This window comes from Leeia aquatica, from assembly GCF_012641365.1.
Classification (GTDB): Bacteria; Pseudomonadota; Gammaproteobacteria; order Burkholderiales; family Leeiaceae; genus Leeia; species Leeia aquatica.
Genome location: NZ_JABAIM010000002.1, coordinates 151,958 through 169,083 on the forward strand (window position 1 = coordinate 151,958; position 17,126 = coordinate 169,083).

Here is a 17,126-nt window from a genome sequence, read left to right on the forward strand (position 1 = left end):
TTGCTGCGCAGCAAGCGGCATGGCTGCCGGGCCGGGGTGGTTTCGGGGTAAAATGCGGTGATGACTACTCCGCATTTCGTGCATCTGCGCATGCACACCGAATTTTCTGTCAGTGACGGCATTGTCCGTATTGACGACGCCGTCAAAGCCGCTGCGCAGGATCAGATGCCGGCGCTGGCCATCACCGACCTGTCCAACCTGTTCGGCATGGTCAAATTCTACAAAGCCGCGCGCGGCAAGGGGCTAAAGGCCATTGTCGGCTGCGATATCTGGGTCAGTAATCAGAATGACCGTGACAAGCCCTATCGCCTGCTGCTGCTGGCGCGCGACCGGCAGGGCTATGGCCGCCTGTGCGAACTGCTGACCCTGGCATACCGCAAGAACCAGCACCGGGGCCGCGCCGAGATCCTGCCGGCCTGGCTGCAGCACAACCCAACCTCGAGCGACGCCGAACTGGGCGGGGACAACCACGGCCTGATCGCCCTCTCTTCCACCCTGTGGGGCGAAGTGGGCACCCATCTGGCCAATGGCAACGCGGCGGCGGCAGAAACCGCCGCCCAGCAGCTGGCCGCCAGTTTCCCCAATCAGTTTTTCCTCGAAATCCAGCGCAATGGTGACCCGGCGGTCGACGGTCTGGTGCATCCCATGGCGGCCCTGGCCGTCAAACTGGACCTGCCGCTGGTAGCCACCCACCCGGTGCAGTTCATGGCCGAGGACGATTTCAAGGCGCACGAGGCACGGGTGTGTATCGCCGAAGGCTATACCCTGTCTGACAAGCGGCGGCCCAAGCACTTCACCCCGCAACAGTACTTCAAGACCCAGCAGGAGATGGTCGAGCTGTTTGCCGACTATCCGGAAGCGCTGGCCAATACGCTGGTGATCGCCCAGCTGTGCAACCTGACCGTCACGCTCGGCAAGAACTACCTGCCGCAGTTTCCAACGCCGGATGGCATGACGCTGGATGATTTTCTGGTGCACAGCGCCCGTGAAGGGCTGGAGCGCCGCCTGCTGGAGTTGTATCCCGATGCCGCTCAGCGTGATGCCGAACGCCCCCGCTATCTGGACCGGCTAAAGTTCGAAACCGACACCATCCTGCAGATGGGCTTCCCCGGTTACTTCCTGATCGTGGCGGACTTCATCAACTGGGCCAAGCAGAACGGCTGCCCGGTCGGCCCAGGCCGGGGCTCCGGTGCCGGTTCGCTGGTGGCTTACAGCCTCGGCATTACCGATCTGGATCCCACCGCTTACGCCCTGCTGTTCGAGCGCTTCCTGAACCCGGAGCGGGTGTCGATGCCCGACTTCGACATCGACTTCTGCCAGGACAACCGCTGGCGGGTGATCGAGTATGTGCGGCAAAAATACGGCGTGGATGCCGTCTCGCAGATCGCCACCTTCGGTACCATGGCCGCCAAGGCGGTGGTGCGCGATGTAGGTCGGGTACTCGACCTGCCCTATACCTTCTGCGACACCCTGTCCAAACTGATTCCCGCCGCGCCCGGCAAGCAATACTCGCTGGACGATGCTCTGGAGATGGAGCCTGCACTCAAGGAGCGGGTCGAGAACGAAGAGGAAGTGGCTGAATTGTGGGTACTGGCCAAGAAGCTGGAAGGGCTGACCCGTAACGTCGGTATGCACGCAGGGGGCGTGCTGATCGCTCCGGGCAAGATCACTGATTTCTGCCCGATGTACGCTCAGCCCGGCTCGGAGTCGGTGGTCAGCCAGTTCGACAAGGACGATGTGGAAGCCGTCGGCTTGGTGAAATTCGACTTCTTGGGTCTGCGCAACCTGACCATTATCGAGCTGGCGCTGAAGTATGTGCAGCAGCTCGACCCCGGCTTTGATACCCGGCTGGAGGATTTGCCGTTTACCGACCCGGCCACCTACAAGGTGCTTCAGGACGCCAACACCACCGCCGTGTTCCAGCTGGAATCGGACGGCATGAAGAAGCTGCTGGCCAAGCTGAAGCCGACCCGTTTCGAAGACATCATCGCTGTACTGGCGCTGTACCGGCCCGGCCCGCTGGGCTCCGGCATGGTGGATGACTTCATCTTGCGCAAGAACGGCAAGCAGGCCATCGACTATTTCCATCCGGATCTGACCGGCTGCCTGGACCCGACCTACGGCGTGATCGTGTATCAGGAACAGGTGATGCAGATTTCGCAGATCATCGGCGGCTACACCCTGGGTGGGGCCGACATGCTGCGGCGGGCAATGGGCAAGAAAAAACCCGAAGAGATGGCCAAGCACCGGGTGACCATTGCAGAAGGCGCGCAGCAAAAGGGCTACGACCCGGCACTGGCCGAGCACCTGTTCGACCTGATGACCAAGTTTGCCGAGTACGGCTTCAACAAGTCACACACCGCCGCCTATGCGGTGGTGTCCTACCACACCGCCTGGCTGAAGGCGCACCACACGGCCGCCTTCATGGCTGCCACGCTGTCGTCGGAACTGGACAATACCGACCAGTTGCGGGTGTTCTTTGAAGATGCGCTCGACAACAAGCTGGAATTCCTGCCACCCGACGTCAACCAAAGTCACTATCGCTTTGTGCCGGTGGACACCAAGCGCATCCGCTACGCACTGGGCGCCATCAAGGGAACCGGCGAGCAGGCGGTGGAGCACATCATCGCCGAGCGGCAAGCCCATGGCCCGTTCAGTAATCTGTTCGACTTCTGCAACCGCACCGACAAGCGCATCGTCAACCGCCGTACCATCGAGGCGTTGATCCGTGCCGGTGCGTTTGATGCGCTGGAGAAAAACCGCGCCGCCCTGCTGGCCAGCGTCGGGCTGGCCATGGAGCAAGCCGAGCAGGCCGCCGCCAATGCGCAGCAGACCAGCCTGTTCGATCTGCTGGACCAGCCCGAGCACGAGCACAAGCTGCTGGATGTCTCCCCCTGGGATGAAAAGACCCAGTTGCAGGAAGAAAAGCTGGCGATTGGCTTCTTCCTGTCCGGCCACCCGTATAACAGCTATCGCCGCGAGATCGCCCCCTTCGTCCGTCAGCGCCTGGGGCAACTGTCACCGGACAAAGCACCGCAACGGCTGGCAGGCATTCTGGTCGCCACCCGGGTAAAGATGACCCAGCGCGGCAAGATGGCCATCCTGACCATTGACGATGCCACTTCTGCCATCGAGGTCACCCTGTTCTCGGAAGCCTTTGATGCCAACAAGGACAAGCTGAAGGAAGACCAGCTGCTGATCATCGAAGGCAAGGTCAGCAACGACGAATTCAGCGGCGGTTTGCGGGTCAACGCCGACAGCATTCTGACACTGGATGAGGCTCGCACCCGCTTTGCCAGCCATCTGGACCTGACCTACCCGGCAGGTATGGACCCGGCGGCACTGCTGGAGCGCTTGCGACCATGGCAACAGGAAGGCGCAACGCCAATCAAGCTGCGCTATCGCAATGGTGCCGCCAGCGCAGTGCTGGAACTGGGGCATGACTGGCGGGTGCGTGCCAGCGATGATCTGCTGCACCTCTGGCGCAGTCAGCATGGGGCGGATGCCGCCAAGGTCGTTTACTAGCGGCTACCCCCTTCCTGCAAGGCGCGCTGCAGGAAGGCGATGAACCGGGGGTGCGCCGCATAGGCCACATTCAGCCGCAGATGGTGCAGGCTGCCACCGGTCAAGGAAAAAATGGCCCCGCTGGCCAGCAGGATGCGCTCCGCCAGCGCCTGCTGCGCCAGCCGCTGGCTGTCCAGCCCATCCGGCAGCTTCACCCACAGGAAGATGCCATCCGGCACCGCATCCTCCACCTGTAGCGGCAAGCCCGACAGGGTGGCAATCGCCTGACTGCGTACACGGGTCAGTCGATTGCGCAATTGCTCGGTATGGCGGTGGTAACGGCCACTGGCCATCACCTCGTCCACCAGCATTTCCTGCAGGCTGGAGCCGGTGAGCACGCCAAACATCTTGCGCTCCATCAGCGCAGGCAAAAGAGGGGTGGGTGCCGCCACATAGCCGATGCGCATGCCGGGGTTCAGCACCTTGGTAAAGCTGCTGATGTACAGCACACGGTTGAATTCGTCGATCTTGGCCAGCCGCAGGGCGTGTGGCCCGGCCAGCTCACCGTAGACATCATCTTCCAGAATCAGGAAGTTGTAACGCTCCGCCAGATTCAGCAGCTTGTGGCACACCGCCGGTGAGGTATTGCCGCCAGTCGGGTTATGCAGCAGCGTCTGGGTGTAGAACATGCGAGGGCGGTGAATCATGGCGAGCTCCGCCAGCCGCTCCACATCCGGCCCGTCCGCCAGCCGAGGCACACTGATCATCCGTACCCCATGCCGCTGCAATTGCTGGTGCATCACAAAGTAGCCGGGATCTTCCACCATCACCACATCACCCGGGTTCAGCGCAGTACGGATGACCAGATCAAAGGCATGGCTGGCGCCTGTCGTCAGCAGCAGATTGCCGGCCATCGCCGGAATACCTTGCCTGACCAGGCGCTCGGCTATACGCTCACGCAGCTGTGGATTCCCTTGCACCGGGGCTGAGTCCATGCCACCCGAGCCCGCCCGCAGCAGGCGTTGCAAGCTGCTGCCCTGAAACACACCATCCTGCCACTCTCCGGGCAGGAAACCGCTGCCGACCGGTACGTCGACTGACAGCGATGAGGACAGGCAATACTGGGCAAAGCCCGCTGCAGTCGCCGGGTCCACCGGGGCCATTTCAATGGGCGGGCAAGGCCGCATCCTTAACTGACGGGCCACATAGTAGCCACTACCGGGGCGAGACTCCACCAGCCCTTGGGCGACCAGCCGCTCAAAGGCCGTGGTCACGGTATGCATGGAGACATCCAGCGTACGGGCCAGTTGCCGGACAGACGGCAGACGCTTGCCCTCTCCCAGCTGCCCCTTGCGGATCAAGGCTTCGATCCGGGCCACAATCTGGTCGCCCAGCCGCTTGCTGCCATCGCGCTCCAGCTGCAACATCATCGCATCATCATCCACAGGGTCAGCAGCAACAGCACTGCCATGATGGCATTGAATATACGCCGGGTAGCCGGGTTTACCAAATAGCGCCGCATCTGCACGCCAAACAGCGCCCAGGCGCTGATGCAGGGGTAGTTGACCACAGCCAGTACCCCAAACAGCAGCGCCAGCCACTGCCACACGGGCATTGCGGGCGCGGCAAACAGGCTGACCGTGGTCATCGCCATCACCCAGGCCTTGGGATTCACATACTGGAACAGCGCGGCCTGCAAAAAGGTGAGCGGGCGGGCGCTGCTGCGCTCACCGACCTCCCCTTCCCTCAGCAACTGCCAGCACAGCCAGAGCAAGTAGACCATGCCTCCCCACTTGAGCCCGCTGTACAGCCACGGCAGCCAGACAAACAGCTGCCGCAGTCCCAGCGCTACTGCCACGGTCATCAACGCATAGCCAATGCTGATGCCCAGCAGGTGCGGTATGGTGGCACGGTAGCCGAAGCGCGCCCCGGAGGCTGTCACCATCAGGTTGTTCGGTCCCGGCGTGATCGACATCACAAACGAATAGGCACCCAGTGCCGCAATATCCAGCATTGTCTTGCTCCTGCAGGCTTCAGCCGCCGCATGACGGCTGTGACCCTTACCATACGTCCGCCAGCCCTGCATCGGAAAGACACGGTCTAACCAGTACGGCACAAACTGTTCTGGTCGGACGGGCAGCACAGTTTCCCGATTGCACCCTCAACTGCACCGTTACAAGAAGCGGCCAGCTGAGGTAAAGTGCCATGATGGACCCATACAGGATGGAAACCGATGTCTGCCCTACCGCTCTCTCGCGCCACCCAGCGCAGCAAAAGCTCTGATGTGCGTGACCTGCTGCACTATGCCACCTTGCCCGGCATGATCTCGATGGCCGGGGGTCTGCCTGCGGCAGAACTGTTCGATGTTGCAGGCATTGAAGCCGCCCAGCAGCAGGTGATGCGTGAGCGTGCTTCCGCCGCGCTGCAGTACAGCGTGACCGAGGGTCAGCTGCGTTTGCGCGAAGCGCTGGCCAAACTGGTGCAAGGGCGTGGCATCAAGGCCAGTGCGGACCAGGTGCTGGTCACCTCCGGCTCGCAGCAGAGCCTGGACCTGATCGCGCGCGCCATGCTGGATGAAGGGGATACGGTGGTACTGGAACGACCCAGCTATCTGGCAGCCATTCAATGCTTCCAGCTGGCCGGTGCATCGTTTCTTTCCATCTCCGGCGATGCTGACGGTGCCTGTGTGGACGAGCTGGACCAGCTGCCCGCTGATGCCCGGCCCAAAATGGTGTATGTGGTCAGCAACTTCGCCAACCCCACCGGTGCCTGTCTGAGCCTGGAACGCCGTTTGAAGCTGCTGCGCTGGGCGGTGAAGCATCAAACCCTGGTGGTGGAAGATGATCCCTATGGCGCACTGCGTTTTTCCGGCAGCGCCATCCCGCCCCTGCTGGCCTTGGCAGATCAGGTGCCGGGTTCAGCCGATTACTGCGCCTACATTTCGTCCCTCTCCAAGATCATGGCACCGGGCTTCCGCCTGGGCTTCATGATCCTGCCGCCTGCGCTGAAGCACGCCACGGTCATGATCAAGCAAGCGGTGGACCTGCACAGCTCCACGCTGGCACAGGAGGTTGCTGCCAGCTATCTGGAAAGCGGTCGGCTGGAGCCGCATGTCGCCATGGTGGCACAGGCCTATGGCGCTCGCGCGCAGGTGCTGGCGGAAGCCTTGCGGCAGGAAGTTGGATCCGTGCTGGATTTCAACATGCCGGATGGCGGCATGTTCCTGTGGGGGCGTTTCAATCATGGCGTCAACAGCCGTGAACTGCTGATGATTACCCGCGAACAGGGTTTGATTTTTGTGCCGGGCGAATCTTTCTACGCCGACCACCCGGACCGGAACAGCATTCGCCTGAGCTTTGTCACCACCCCGGAGGCGGGGCTGCGTGAAGGCGCCAGACGGCTGGCCAAAGGCCTGCAGCAACTGGCAGGATAAACCACGCCGGGGCAGCACACGGGCGCTGGTGCTGCCGCCCCCCCCCTTTTACGGGTAGCTGAACTGCTTGACCAGTGTCAGCTCCCCGGCCTTGCGCATCGGAATGCGGAAGGACTGCTGCTTCTCGTTGGGCGTACCTTCCTGGGTCACCAGGGTCACTTGCGCCACCGTCAGGTCTGAGGTGTTCTCACCCGAACCGTAGTAATTGACGTACACCAGGTACTGGCCTTTCTGCGGGGACGAGCTGGAAAAAATTTCCGGGCCATAGCCGGTGGTGACATCCACATCCTGCGCGCTGCCATCGGTGGCTACCCGGTTGCCATAAAAGACATGCTGGCCATCCGGCATCACCACATGCAGGTCTAGATCGGTTTCATCACTGTCCCACGACAGGATCACCCGCATCCTGGGCCGGGCCTTGCCGGCATAGTTTTCGTAAAACTGCACCCGCTTGCGCAAACTGCCATCCGGCGAACGCATCTCGACACTGTTGGAGCCCACACTGAAGGCATAGGGACGCTCAAAACTGCCATCCTCTTCAATGCGCTGTGGCATGGCAGCACCATTGACCACCAGCGTATAGGGTGGCTGCTTCTTTGCTTTGGGCATGCTGAGAATCTGCCCTTTGATCAGGGCACTGACACTTTGGCCGGGCCGCGCATTCACCCGCACCGCCGGGTAGTGCACCTCTTGGGTATAGCTCTCTTCCCCCTCCCCAGTCGAATTGCGCCAGCCGCCAATCGGGGCATCCATGCGGATACCGGCTGCCAGGCTTACCACATGCACCGCAGCCAGCATGCTGGCCAGCCCCCATTTGATCCGATTGTTCATTGGTTCCGTTTCACAGGCGAATAGCCCGCCCCAGCGTCAGATCCCCCACCTTGCGCAGCGGCACCACAAAGCTCTCACGTCGCTCGTTGAGGGTGTTTTCATTGAAAATCAGGCTAAGCCGCGCCGTGATCACCACTTGCTCGTTGCGATCATCGTCAAAGTTGTAGCCTGCCTCGTTAAAGTTGCCCCAGTAGTTGATGTAGAACAGCCAGTTGCCTGACTGTGGTGCCGCCGAGGAGAAAATCTCCGGCCCGGCACCATCCACGCTGTCTACATCCAGCCCGCCACCGTCACCCAATTGCGGGTTAGCCCAGAAGGCATGTGCACCATTCGGTGCAATCACATGCAGATCCACCTCGGCATGCGGATCATCCCAGGTCAGGATGGCCCGCAGGCGTGCCTTGGTCTTGGTGGTGTAGTTATCGTAAAACTGGACCCGCTTGCGTTCCTTGCCATCCGGCGTGCGAATCTCGATGCTGTTGGAGCCCGGCCCGAAAGCATAAGGGCGGGCAAAATGGCCTTGCTCATCGGTATACAGTGGCATCGGGTTGCCATTGACCACCAGCAGGTGTGGCTTGCGGTTCTTGCCCATCTGCAGCAAACGCCCCTCGATCAGGGTGCGGTAGCGTTGCGCACCACGATCCACCGGTGGTTTGGGATAGGCGGCAGTGCCACGCTCCAGCTCATTCTGCAAACCACTGTGCTGCCAGCCACCACGCGGGCCATCCAGCTGGATACTGCCGCCCGCCCAGCATGGCATCGTTGCCAGCAGGGCCATCATGCTGCACAGGGTGGTTCGCACGCTCATCCTCCTTGCTGGATCAACCGCCGGGCGGTCTGTTCTACAAAGTCCTCGTCCTGCCCTCGCGGGTGATGACGGAACAACAAATGCAATGTTTCATGCGCCACCGTGATCCGGTCTTCATCCGTCGCCAAACCACGCACATGAATCCGCCCCCGCTCAACATCGGCGTAGGGCTTGCCACCTGGCAACCGGCATACAGCCGGTGCTTGTTCCAGCGCCTCCAACCCTTCCTCATGCTGCAAGCGCCGCTGCCAGACCGGCAATTGCTGCTCCAGCCAGCGCTCCACTTGCGGCAAGCGATCACAATCTCCATCCAGCGGGCTCAGGTATGACACCAGGCTGCTGCCAGGGTAGGTTTGCTGCAGCATGCGGTCGAATGTCATGCCCCGCTGTGCTGCGCTCACCGCCCAAGCCCAGGCCAGCTGGTGCCGCGCCTGTCGGGTGGAGTGGTACTGCACCGGCACCCCGGTCAGCACCAGACCATCGGTCCAGTCGGCAATCGCCCGCGCAGCCTTGCTGGCGGGGCGCGGTGCCACCCGCTGCTGACTGCTGCTGTCTTGCATGCTGAAGCAGCCCTGCTCACGCGCACCTTGCTGCACCACATAGCTGCGGGCGGCGATCGCCAATGCCCGAGCCGCCTCTGGCGGCTCACTGCGGCCCTCACGCTCCAGCACCCTTGCCACATACTCATTCATGCCCAGTCGACCATTGACCTGCCAACCGGCAACGGTCTGCTGGAGCCATAACTCGCCTTGGCTGCTCAGGGCCAGGCTGACGCCATTGCGAAAGCGCACCTGGTACTGCCCTTCCATCACCCCCGGCACCACGACCCGGCCATCACTGCGCGTCACTGACTGTATCGGGTAGCGAGCAAAGTAGCGCACCCGCACGCAGGCCTCGGTATCGGCCACGGTGACCGGCTGCAACAATGGCACCAGTTTGGGTGACAGCTGTGGCAACACCTGGGCACTGCCTCCTCGCCCCTGCAACCAGACAGGGGAGCCATCGGCCAGCCAGCCCGCTGCCCCACCCTGCCGCTCGCCCGGGTGCGACGGGTCCGGCATGGTCCAGGTTTTCACCCGCAGCTGGCTGCCCAGCAGCGCCACACTGCCCTCAGCCTTGCCCTGGGTCAGCACCGATACCAGGGTATGTCCGGCTTGCTGCCGCGCTTGTGGCGGAAATTGCGCCAAGCCTTGCAGCAATTGCGACACCGCTACTTGTCGCTCTGGCTTCAGTTGCGGTAAATCCTGCAACCAACCCGGTGCCTGCCGTGCCTGCCAGAACCGGCGCCAGTCCGCAGCAGCGATCTTCAAGCGCCGGGGCTCAAAGTACAGTCCGCAGGACTGCAGCAAGGCCCGCTCACGATCCACACTATGCCCCGGCTGGCAGCAATACACCTCCTCCGGGTTACCACCCTGGCAGACATAGTCACTGCCTGCCAGGTTCTGCTCCACCATATAGCCGTAGACAAACAGCTTCCAGACACTGCCCAGTGGCGTTTGCAAGCCCGGCGGCAGCGGGGCGGATTGCGGCTGATTGCCACCCAGCTGCCACAGGGTTTGCTGGCCTTTGCGCTGCCAGGCCATCTGCAGGGCGACGGCGGGTTGCCACAACACGCCGCCCAGCAGCAGGCTGATTACTGTACGGTAAACACCCACGGTGTCTTGCCATCTCCCTGGAAGGCCTTGTCTTCGGGCTGATACATCCGGAAGTAACGGGCGGGCGGCAGCGTAAAGCGGCCACGCTGCGAGAAGCGCAGCAGCTGCCGGGTGACCCAGCGCTTGCCCAGTTGTTCCACCGGCAGGTTGTAAGACAGCTGGCCCATTTCATGCTGCAGACGGCTGAAGCCATGCTCGGCATCCACCCCGTCCAGCCCGGTGATGGTCAGGCCGGAAGTCGTACTCTCCACATCGGCACCCGGTGGCAACGGCACCTCCAGCAGACCATAGCTGTAGCTCTTGCCAGCAGGGGGCGTCAGCTCAAGTTCGTCCACATACAGGCGGCCTACCTGCAGCGCCTCACCCTGTTTGACGGGCTTGGCGGTAAAGGTCAGCGCCTTGTCGTCTTGCTCCAGCACATACAGGCGACGCTCCATGCGCAGCGGCAGGCGGGCAGGCTCCAGTGCACTGCTGTCGTAGCGGATCAGCGCAGTGGCAGCCTCCGCTGGCAGCTTTTGCAACTGCAGGCGTGCAGGCAAGGTCGCGCTGCTCCACGACCATTGCTCCTGTCCACTGCGTGTGGTGCTGGCCACCCAGCCGGTACCCACCACAGCACCACTCGGCTTGACCACGGGTGTGCCACCCATGCTCTTCTGCAGCCAGATCAGTGCCATCGCCCGCTCCTGGGTCGGCATGTCACTGCTCACCAGCGGCAGCAGACTGGCCGCCGTAACGCCCGGTTTGGCCTGATTACTCAGCAGCAGTAAAGACTGCACAAAAGGCGATCCCGACTCACGCAGCGCGGTCTGAGCAGAGGCCACCGGCTCCACCAGCTCTGCAGGCAGCGGGGTCTTCAGCTCAGCGTGCAGCTGGGCCACCAGTGCCAGCGTCAACTGCTGCGCAGATTGCGACTCCGGTGCGATGAACAGCAGGCTATCCTGACGCCCCAGCTTGACCAGCGGCCCAGACTGCTGCTGGATCAGGTCACGCTCGACGCCAGACAGCAAGGTCTGCACCGGCAAGCCCATCTGGTTGGCCCACCACAGCACCATGGCACGTTGTGACAACGGGGCCTTGCTGCCGTGTTTCTTGTACACCTCCAGCAGGTACTGCCAGTTTTCCGCCGGCACAGGCAGCCCCAGACTGCGGCTGGCATACCAATCGGCGTAGTAGGCATAGCCGGTCAGGAAAATGTTTTCCTGGCTACCCGGTCCCCACCAGCCAAATACACCATCGCCCCCCGCCAGCAATACCAGCCGTTGCCGTTGTGTTGCCAGCAACTGGGTCAAACGGCGGGTGTCGGGCTGATCCCCCATCGCCTGCACGGCCAACGCCAGCGGAATCAGACGGCTGGCGGTCTGCTCGACGCAGCCATAGGGGTAATCAATCAGCTCATCCACCACACGGGAGAACTGGCTGGCAGCACTGCCCACGATGCTGAGCCGGATGTTACGGGCGTCAGCCGGTAGACTCAGCAGCAGATCATTGCCGCTCAGCGGTACTGCCAGCTGACGGGGCGACAGCCAGTTGACCGGATTGATGCGCAGATTGGTCTGCAAGCGGTCTACCACCCGCCCACCAGACATCAGCTCGGCGGTCACCAGACCCGCTTGCGGATTGCTGATCGGCAAGGAGAGGTAATTGGCACCGCGCTTGAGTGTCACCGCCTGGCGCTGGCTGAGCCCGGCCCCGGTGACTTGCCACTCCACGGCCTGATCCTTGTCGGTCTGGTTGAACGCGACCAGATCCACGGTGGGTGCATCCTGCTCACGGTAACGGGCAGGGGCTGTCCACTTGATGTAGAACGGTTTTTCCGAGCGCACATAGGCGGTACGCTGCCCCACGGCACCATCGCCAGTCATGGCACGACCCGTGATGCGCCAGCGGGTCAGGGAATCCGGCATCACAAACGTGAAGCGGGCATTGCCGTTGGCGTCGGTTTTCAGGTTGGGCTGCCACGCAGCGGTATCGGTTTCGTCACGACGCGGCCGCTCCAGCACCTTGACGCCGCGCTGGTTGTAGTTATTGGACGAAGGCGCACCCGGCAGGTGTGACTTGGCCATGTCGTAACTGATGAATGACAGGCTGGCCGAGGTTCGTACATTGTTACGCCGCGGGTGGTAGAAGAAATCCACAATGCTCGGCGCAATTTCCGGCTGCAGCACGTAGACCATCTCATCCACCACGCTGACCGACAGGTTGGCCGAGACCGGCTTACCCCCCAGCGTGCTGTTGACATCCACTACCACCGTTTCGCCTGGCAGGTAAACGGGTTTGCTGGTCTTGAAATTCAACGCCACGGTCGGCTGGGCGACCTTGATGCCCGCGTTCTGGAAGGTATAGTCGCCATTCTGCGCGTACAGTACCGAGAAGGTGATGTTCGGACTGAACAACTCATCCACCCGGATACGCGCCCGCCATTGCGACTGGCCCACCCGGGTCAACGTCACCCAGTCGGCCCCTTTGCTCAGCAGCGCGTACTTTTCCACCTTGTCCCGTTCCAGCGTCAGCAGGGCATTGCTCACCGGCTTGGGGAAGGTAATCAGCGCTTCGGCATTTTCACCTGGCTGATAGCTATCCTTGTCGAATACCACTTCCACGCTACCGGGCGTGGCCTGCAGGCCGTCGCCCGCCACCCAATGACTCAGTGCCCCCAGCAGATTGCCGCTGGCATCCTTCACCGACAGGGTATACGAGCCAGGCTGGCTAATCGGCATGGACCAGCCTTTGGCATTGGCCGGTATTGCACCCGTAGTCCGGGTTTGCGACTCCAGGCGCACCAGCTCCCACTGTGTGGGAGGCAGGCCACCGCTGCCCAATGGCTGCAAACCAAAGCTGACCGTTTCACCGGGCTGGCTGAAATGACGACTGCTGACAATGCGGTACGGATTGCTGCCCCGTTGCACCAACAGCTCCCGCGTGACCTTCACACGATAAGCCGCCTGCTCGTTGGCAAACAGGGTCAGAACATAACGGCTGGGCTCCTTGGCAGCGGGCAGTTTGAGCGCGATCTGGCCTTTGCTGTCACTCTTGAGCTCCTGCTGCTCGAGCTTGACCGGGAACAGGCCTGCATATTGCAGCTCGCCTTCCACCATGGTCAGTTGCTGGGCGCGAACGCTGACCGAGACATTGGCCCCAGCGACCGGGCGACCATCGGTGTAGTTCAGCTGAATTTTGCCCTCAATCGGCTCGCCGGTCTTGAACTCCGCCTTGTTCATGGCGAGGTTGATGTCAAAGTGCGGCTTGATATATTCCGCCACCCGGAATGCCGCAGCGTAGTCATCCTCCCCCATCGAATAGCGGATTTCATAGCCACCGGCTGTCGCATTGGAGGGCAGGCGGAAGCTGGTATCGGCTCCGCTCTCCGTCTGATACTTCACGGTTTGACTGACAATGGGGGTGCCATTGGGGTCAAACACGGTAAGTTTCAGGTCGGCAGCGGGCAACGCCACCGACTGACGCGCATTCTTGAATTCACGGCCTACAAACTTGAGCTTGACCTCATTGCCCGGGCGGTACAGCGGGCGATCAGTAATGGCCAGCAGTTTGGCGTTGTAGATTTCGCTGTCGTAATAGAAGTTTTCCGAGATGAACACGCCCCCGGCCGCATCCTGGCCCATCACATAGGTGTGCTCCGGGCGGGCATGCTGCAGCTGGGCGATACCTTCCGCATTGGTGGCTGCGCTTTGCAGCACCCCGGCACCATCGCTCCACATGACATTGACCGAGGGTACCGCCTGACCGGTCTTGCGGTGTGCCGTCCACACCACCATCTGGTCTGAGGCGTTCTTGGTAATGGCCACGGTATCGGTCACAAACAGCAGGGTCTTGGCATGGTGTGCGCCAATCATGGCTTCCACCAGATACAGCCCTGGTTTGAGCTTGCCGAGCGGCACCATGACATTGCCCTCACTGGCGGCGAGGAACTCGCTGCTGCTGCCATCCAGCTTGACCTGCTTCGGCGGCTGAATGGTCTTGGCATGCCACAATGGATAACGGAAGCGGCTGATCAGCTCAAAACCCGGCAGAGGCTTGAACTGCGGGTTCTGCTCAAAGCGGGTCGGGTAGGGAATGAACTGGCTGGTTTGCAGCTGCGGCGCCTTTTCAATCGCCACACCACGCGCCTTGGACGACAGGATGCGCTGCCAGGACAGACGGGACTGCTTGTACCAGCTGTCCCACAGATAGTTCAGGGTATTGGCCAGCCCCTCACCCGCGTAGTTCGCCTTGACGTTGACCCGGTGCAGGTTTTTCTGTGCCTTGAGGAATTCCAGCGGCTGCGGCACCCGGTACAGCACGATGTCTGCGCCCGAGTATTTTTGCAGATAGCTGCGAAAATCCCGCCCTGGCACCTCCAGGCGTACCATCGCCTGGCTGTCGCTGCCGTAGCTCGCATCAGACAGCAGGAAGAAAGGCTCGCCACGGAAGACTTCATAGCCGCTGGGCGGCACTTCCGGCAGCGGTGCATGTTTGGCAGGAGCAGCCCAGCTGGTCAGCGCACTCAGCGCGACAAGAAGGCCAACCGAAAGACGCCGATAAAATTGGGATTGTTGCCGTGGGGCTGCCACCGCGTATCCTTCCATTGCTGCAGTTGTTGTAGGGTGACGGCCCGAAGACCGTTGTCGGTCGGACTGACCGTCCCGGTGTGGTAAGCGATGTATCGCCCGGTCCACACCATCAAATGCTGATCATCCCCCTGGTCAAAGAACAGCACATCCCCGGGCGCGGCCTGCGATACTTCCTTGCCCAGGTAACGGCTGTTCTGCTGCACCAGTGCCAATGCCGTCACAAAAGCCTGCTTGCTGCCATCCACATGCTGCCACACGGCCCCCAGCCCCTGCTGCTCGGGCCGCAGCCGGACATCCGGGGGTAACGCCCCGACCGGCATGCCATTGGCCCGCAGCCATTTGGCATCGTGCGTTCTTAACGCTTCCCGCACTGCAAACCGCACCAGTCCGGCACAGTCACGGTGCTGCCAGCGCGGGCTAGGCCCCCTGCTCAGTTGCAACTCGATGATACGAATCATCCAGTTACGAAATACCTTCGACTGCTCGGCATCCAGCATGGGACCGGTTGAGGGCGTCAGCACAGGCTGTAAAGCGCGAGCCGGCCCCAGTACAGCCCAGCATGCCAGCGCTTGCAGCAAATGTCGCCGCTTCAACGCGCCTGCGCCTGCCATTGCAAGTCCACCCAGGCCAAACCGCGTGGCACACTGCCCGCCAGCGAAACCCGCAGCGGCGGATATTTGGCCAAGGCTTTCAACCGGGGAATCAAATGTTGCTGTGCGGCGGCACGAAGTACCGGCTCCTGCTCATCCGGCAATGCATCAAAGGCTTCATGCTGGAACAACGGTGCCAGGCCAGCTGGGGTCACAATCATGGCGAGCTGATCCGGCTGCTCGGCACCATCCGCCGCCGAGGGGTAGCGTTTGGCCAGCACGTCCAATGCGTCCGTTACCAGACGTTCATCGGGTGAAAACAGCACATACTCACCAGCAACGGCCAGCGTGACCGGGAAATAACGGTCTGATGAAAACTCTTCGGCCTGATCCGCCGCGACCTTGTGGCTACCGTAGCGGGCGCTAACCGGGCGCTGCCACAGGGTTGCCCCATCCTGCTTGCGGGTTGCCACCGGGAACCGGTCCTTGCGGGCAGGCTCCTGCGCCCCAATCAGGGCGGTAAACAGTGTACCCAGCTGCGCAGCCTGTTGCTGAGCGATGGCCGCACTCTTCATGCGGGTAATGAACAAGGGTGAGGCGATGCGGGATTTGGCATACCAGCACACCCCGGCCGGGCCTTCCAGCTGGGCGGCGAGCACCTCGGCGGCCGCACCATCTTCCGCCATGTCCTTCAACAAAGGCGAGGTACTGCTCCAATTGACGGGCAAGCTGGTACACAGGGCCGCACCATGCGGTGCCGCCTGCCACATGCGGCTGCTCTTCCAGCCCGCCTCGGGCAGACGCTCCCCATCCAGCAGGGCAGCACTCTGCCAGCCACTGCCATCAAACTCAAATTTCAGTGCGTTGACACCGGGGAAAAACTGCTGATAGCCAAACGAGAGGAAATCGGCATCCACCACCATCTGGTGGCCACTCTTGACCGGGGAGAGCTGGAACAGCTTGCGGAAGCGATCCTGCTTGTCGCTGTCGTCAGAGAACAGGCCCTCGATGATTTCACGACGGTCCTTGAGCAAGGTGCCCTCCGGTACCGGCTGACCCGAAGCGACCGCTTGCTCGACGGCAGCAGGATCGGCGGCTTCCAGCAGCATGCCCGCATCAGACAACACCACTAGTTCATCACCGTGGCTGGCAAACAGCATGGTTTTCTCGTGGCCATACTCCAGCGCGTACAGGGTGGCATCGTCTCCGCCCAAGCTCAGCTCACCGGCCTTGCGCAGCTGACTGTCCGACAGCGCCACGTTAGCCGCCCCTTGCAGCAGGCGCGCCATGCCATTTCGTTTCACCCGCAGCAGCCAGTAACGCAGCTTGCCTGAGTCATCACGCCACAGGGCCAATTCACCCGGCTCATTCATGACTTTGGTCAGCAGCTCATCACCCAGGCTGAGATTGTGCTCAAACGCAATGCGCCGGACCGTACCGGACAGCGACAGGCGGCTTTCATTCTGCTCGTAGTAGTAAACGAAATCCTCGGTCAGCACATCCTTCAACATGGGGACTTGCAGGATGTCTTTGGGCAAGCGGGACAGACTGGTACTGTCAATCAGGGCATCGGGGTGCGTCAGGTCCAGATCAACAACCCGGACCCGGTCGACGCCTCGCGCACCGAACGGGCGCCAGATGGCCTGGATGGTGACCGCAACGGCAGCTGTCACAAACAATCCAAGGAGCAGGTACTTACTCTTGCGGGACAGCGGCATGCGACGCCCTTAACGGTTC

Annotated in this window: 10 protein-coding genes; 2 read left to right on the forward strand and 8 right to left on the reverse strand. The window is 61.8% G+C overall.

Annotation, left to right across the window (positions count from 1 at the left end):
- The first annotated feature begins 60 nt into the window (after positions 1–60).
- Complete coding sequence (gene dnaE, locus HF682_RS09810; RefSeq protein ID WP_168877121.1) at positions 61–3,525, forward strand: DNA polymerase III subunit alpha; 3,465 nt, start codon at positions 61–63, stop codon at positions 3,523–3,525.
- Here dnaE and HF682_RS09815 read toward each other — a convergent pair.
- Together HF682_RS09815 and HF682_RS09820 are read right to left on the reverse strand one after the other, a co-directional pair.
- Entirely contained in the window at positions 3,522–4,934 is a 1,413-nt protein-coding gene (locus HF682_RS09815; RefSeq protein ID WP_168877122.1) for an aminotransferase-like domain-containing protein, read from the reverse strand. The two genes, dnaE and HF682_RS09815, sit on opposite strands and share 4 nt — an antisense overlap.
- Positions 4,931–5,518: a LysE family translocator gene (locus HF682_RS09820; protein WP_168877123.1), complete on the reverse strand. Its 588-nt coding sequence runs from the start codon at positions 5,516–5,518 to the stop codon at positions 4,931–4,933. Before HF682_RS09820 ends, HF682_RS09815 begins: the two co-directional genes overlap by 4 nt.
- A gap of 219 nt (positions 5,519–5,737) precedes the next feature.
- Here HF682_RS09820 and HF682_RS09825 point away from each other — a divergent pair, with 219 nt between their 5' ends.
- Complete coding sequence (locus HF682_RS09825; RefSeq protein ID WP_168877124.1) at positions 5,738–6,937, forward strand: aminotransferase-like domain-containing protein; 1,200 nt, start codon at positions 5,738–5,740, stop codon at positions 6,935–6,937.
- A 48-nt stretch (positions 6,938–6,985) separates the two neighbouring features.
- Here the strand turns inward: HF682_RS09825 and HF682_RS09830 are convergent, their stop codons facing one another.
- Genes HF682_RS09830 through HF682_RS09855 form a run of 6 tightly spaced genes read right to left on the reverse strand, consistent with a single transcriptional unit; the run spans position 6,986 to position 17,062 of the window.
- A complete protein-coding gene (locus HF682_RS09830; RefSeq protein WP_168877125.1) occupies positions 6,986–7,768 on the reverse strand; it encodes a YfaP family protein in 783 nt (260 codons plus the stop codon).
- A gap of 10 nt (positions 7,769–7,778) precedes the next feature.
- The gene (locus tag HF682_RS09835) at positions 7,779–8,570 is read right to left on the reverse strand and encodes a YfaP family protein (RefSeq protein ID WP_308418721.1); all 792 of its coding nucleotides are present in this window, start codon (positions 8,568–8,570) and stop codon (positions 7,779–7,781) included.
- 2 nt (positions 8,571–8,572) lie between these two features.
- Positions 8,573–10,231: a DUF2300 domain-containing protein gene (locus HF682_RS09840; protein WP_205882014.1), complete on the reverse strand. Its 1,659-nt coding sequence runs from the start codon at positions 10,229–10,231 to the stop codon at positions 8,573–8,575.
- Positions 10,210–14,799, reverse strand: coding sequence for an alpha-2-macroglobulin family protein (locus tag HF682_RS09845; RefSeq protein ID WP_205882015.1), 4,590 nt, complete (start codon positions 14,797–14,799; stop codon positions 10,210–10,212). The genes HF682_RS09840 and HF682_RS09845 overlap by 22 nt, the downstream gene beginning before the upstream one ends.
- Positions 14,733–15,410, reverse strand: a complete 678-nt coding sequence (locus HF682_RS09850) for a DUF1175 domain-containing protein (protein ID WP_168877127.1) — start codon at positions 15,408–15,410, stop codon at positions 14,733–14,735. The genes HF682_RS09845 and HF682_RS09850 overlap by 67 nt, the downstream gene beginning before the upstream one ends.
- Positions 15,389–17,062, reverse strand: coding sequence for a DUF2138 family protein (locus HF682_RS09855; protein ID WP_168877128.1), 1,674 nt, complete (start codon positions 17,060–17,062; stop codon positions 15,389–15,391). Before HF682_RS09855 ends, HF682_RS09850 begins: the two co-directional genes overlap by 22 nt.
- Positions 17,063–17,126: the final 64 nt, after the last annotated feature.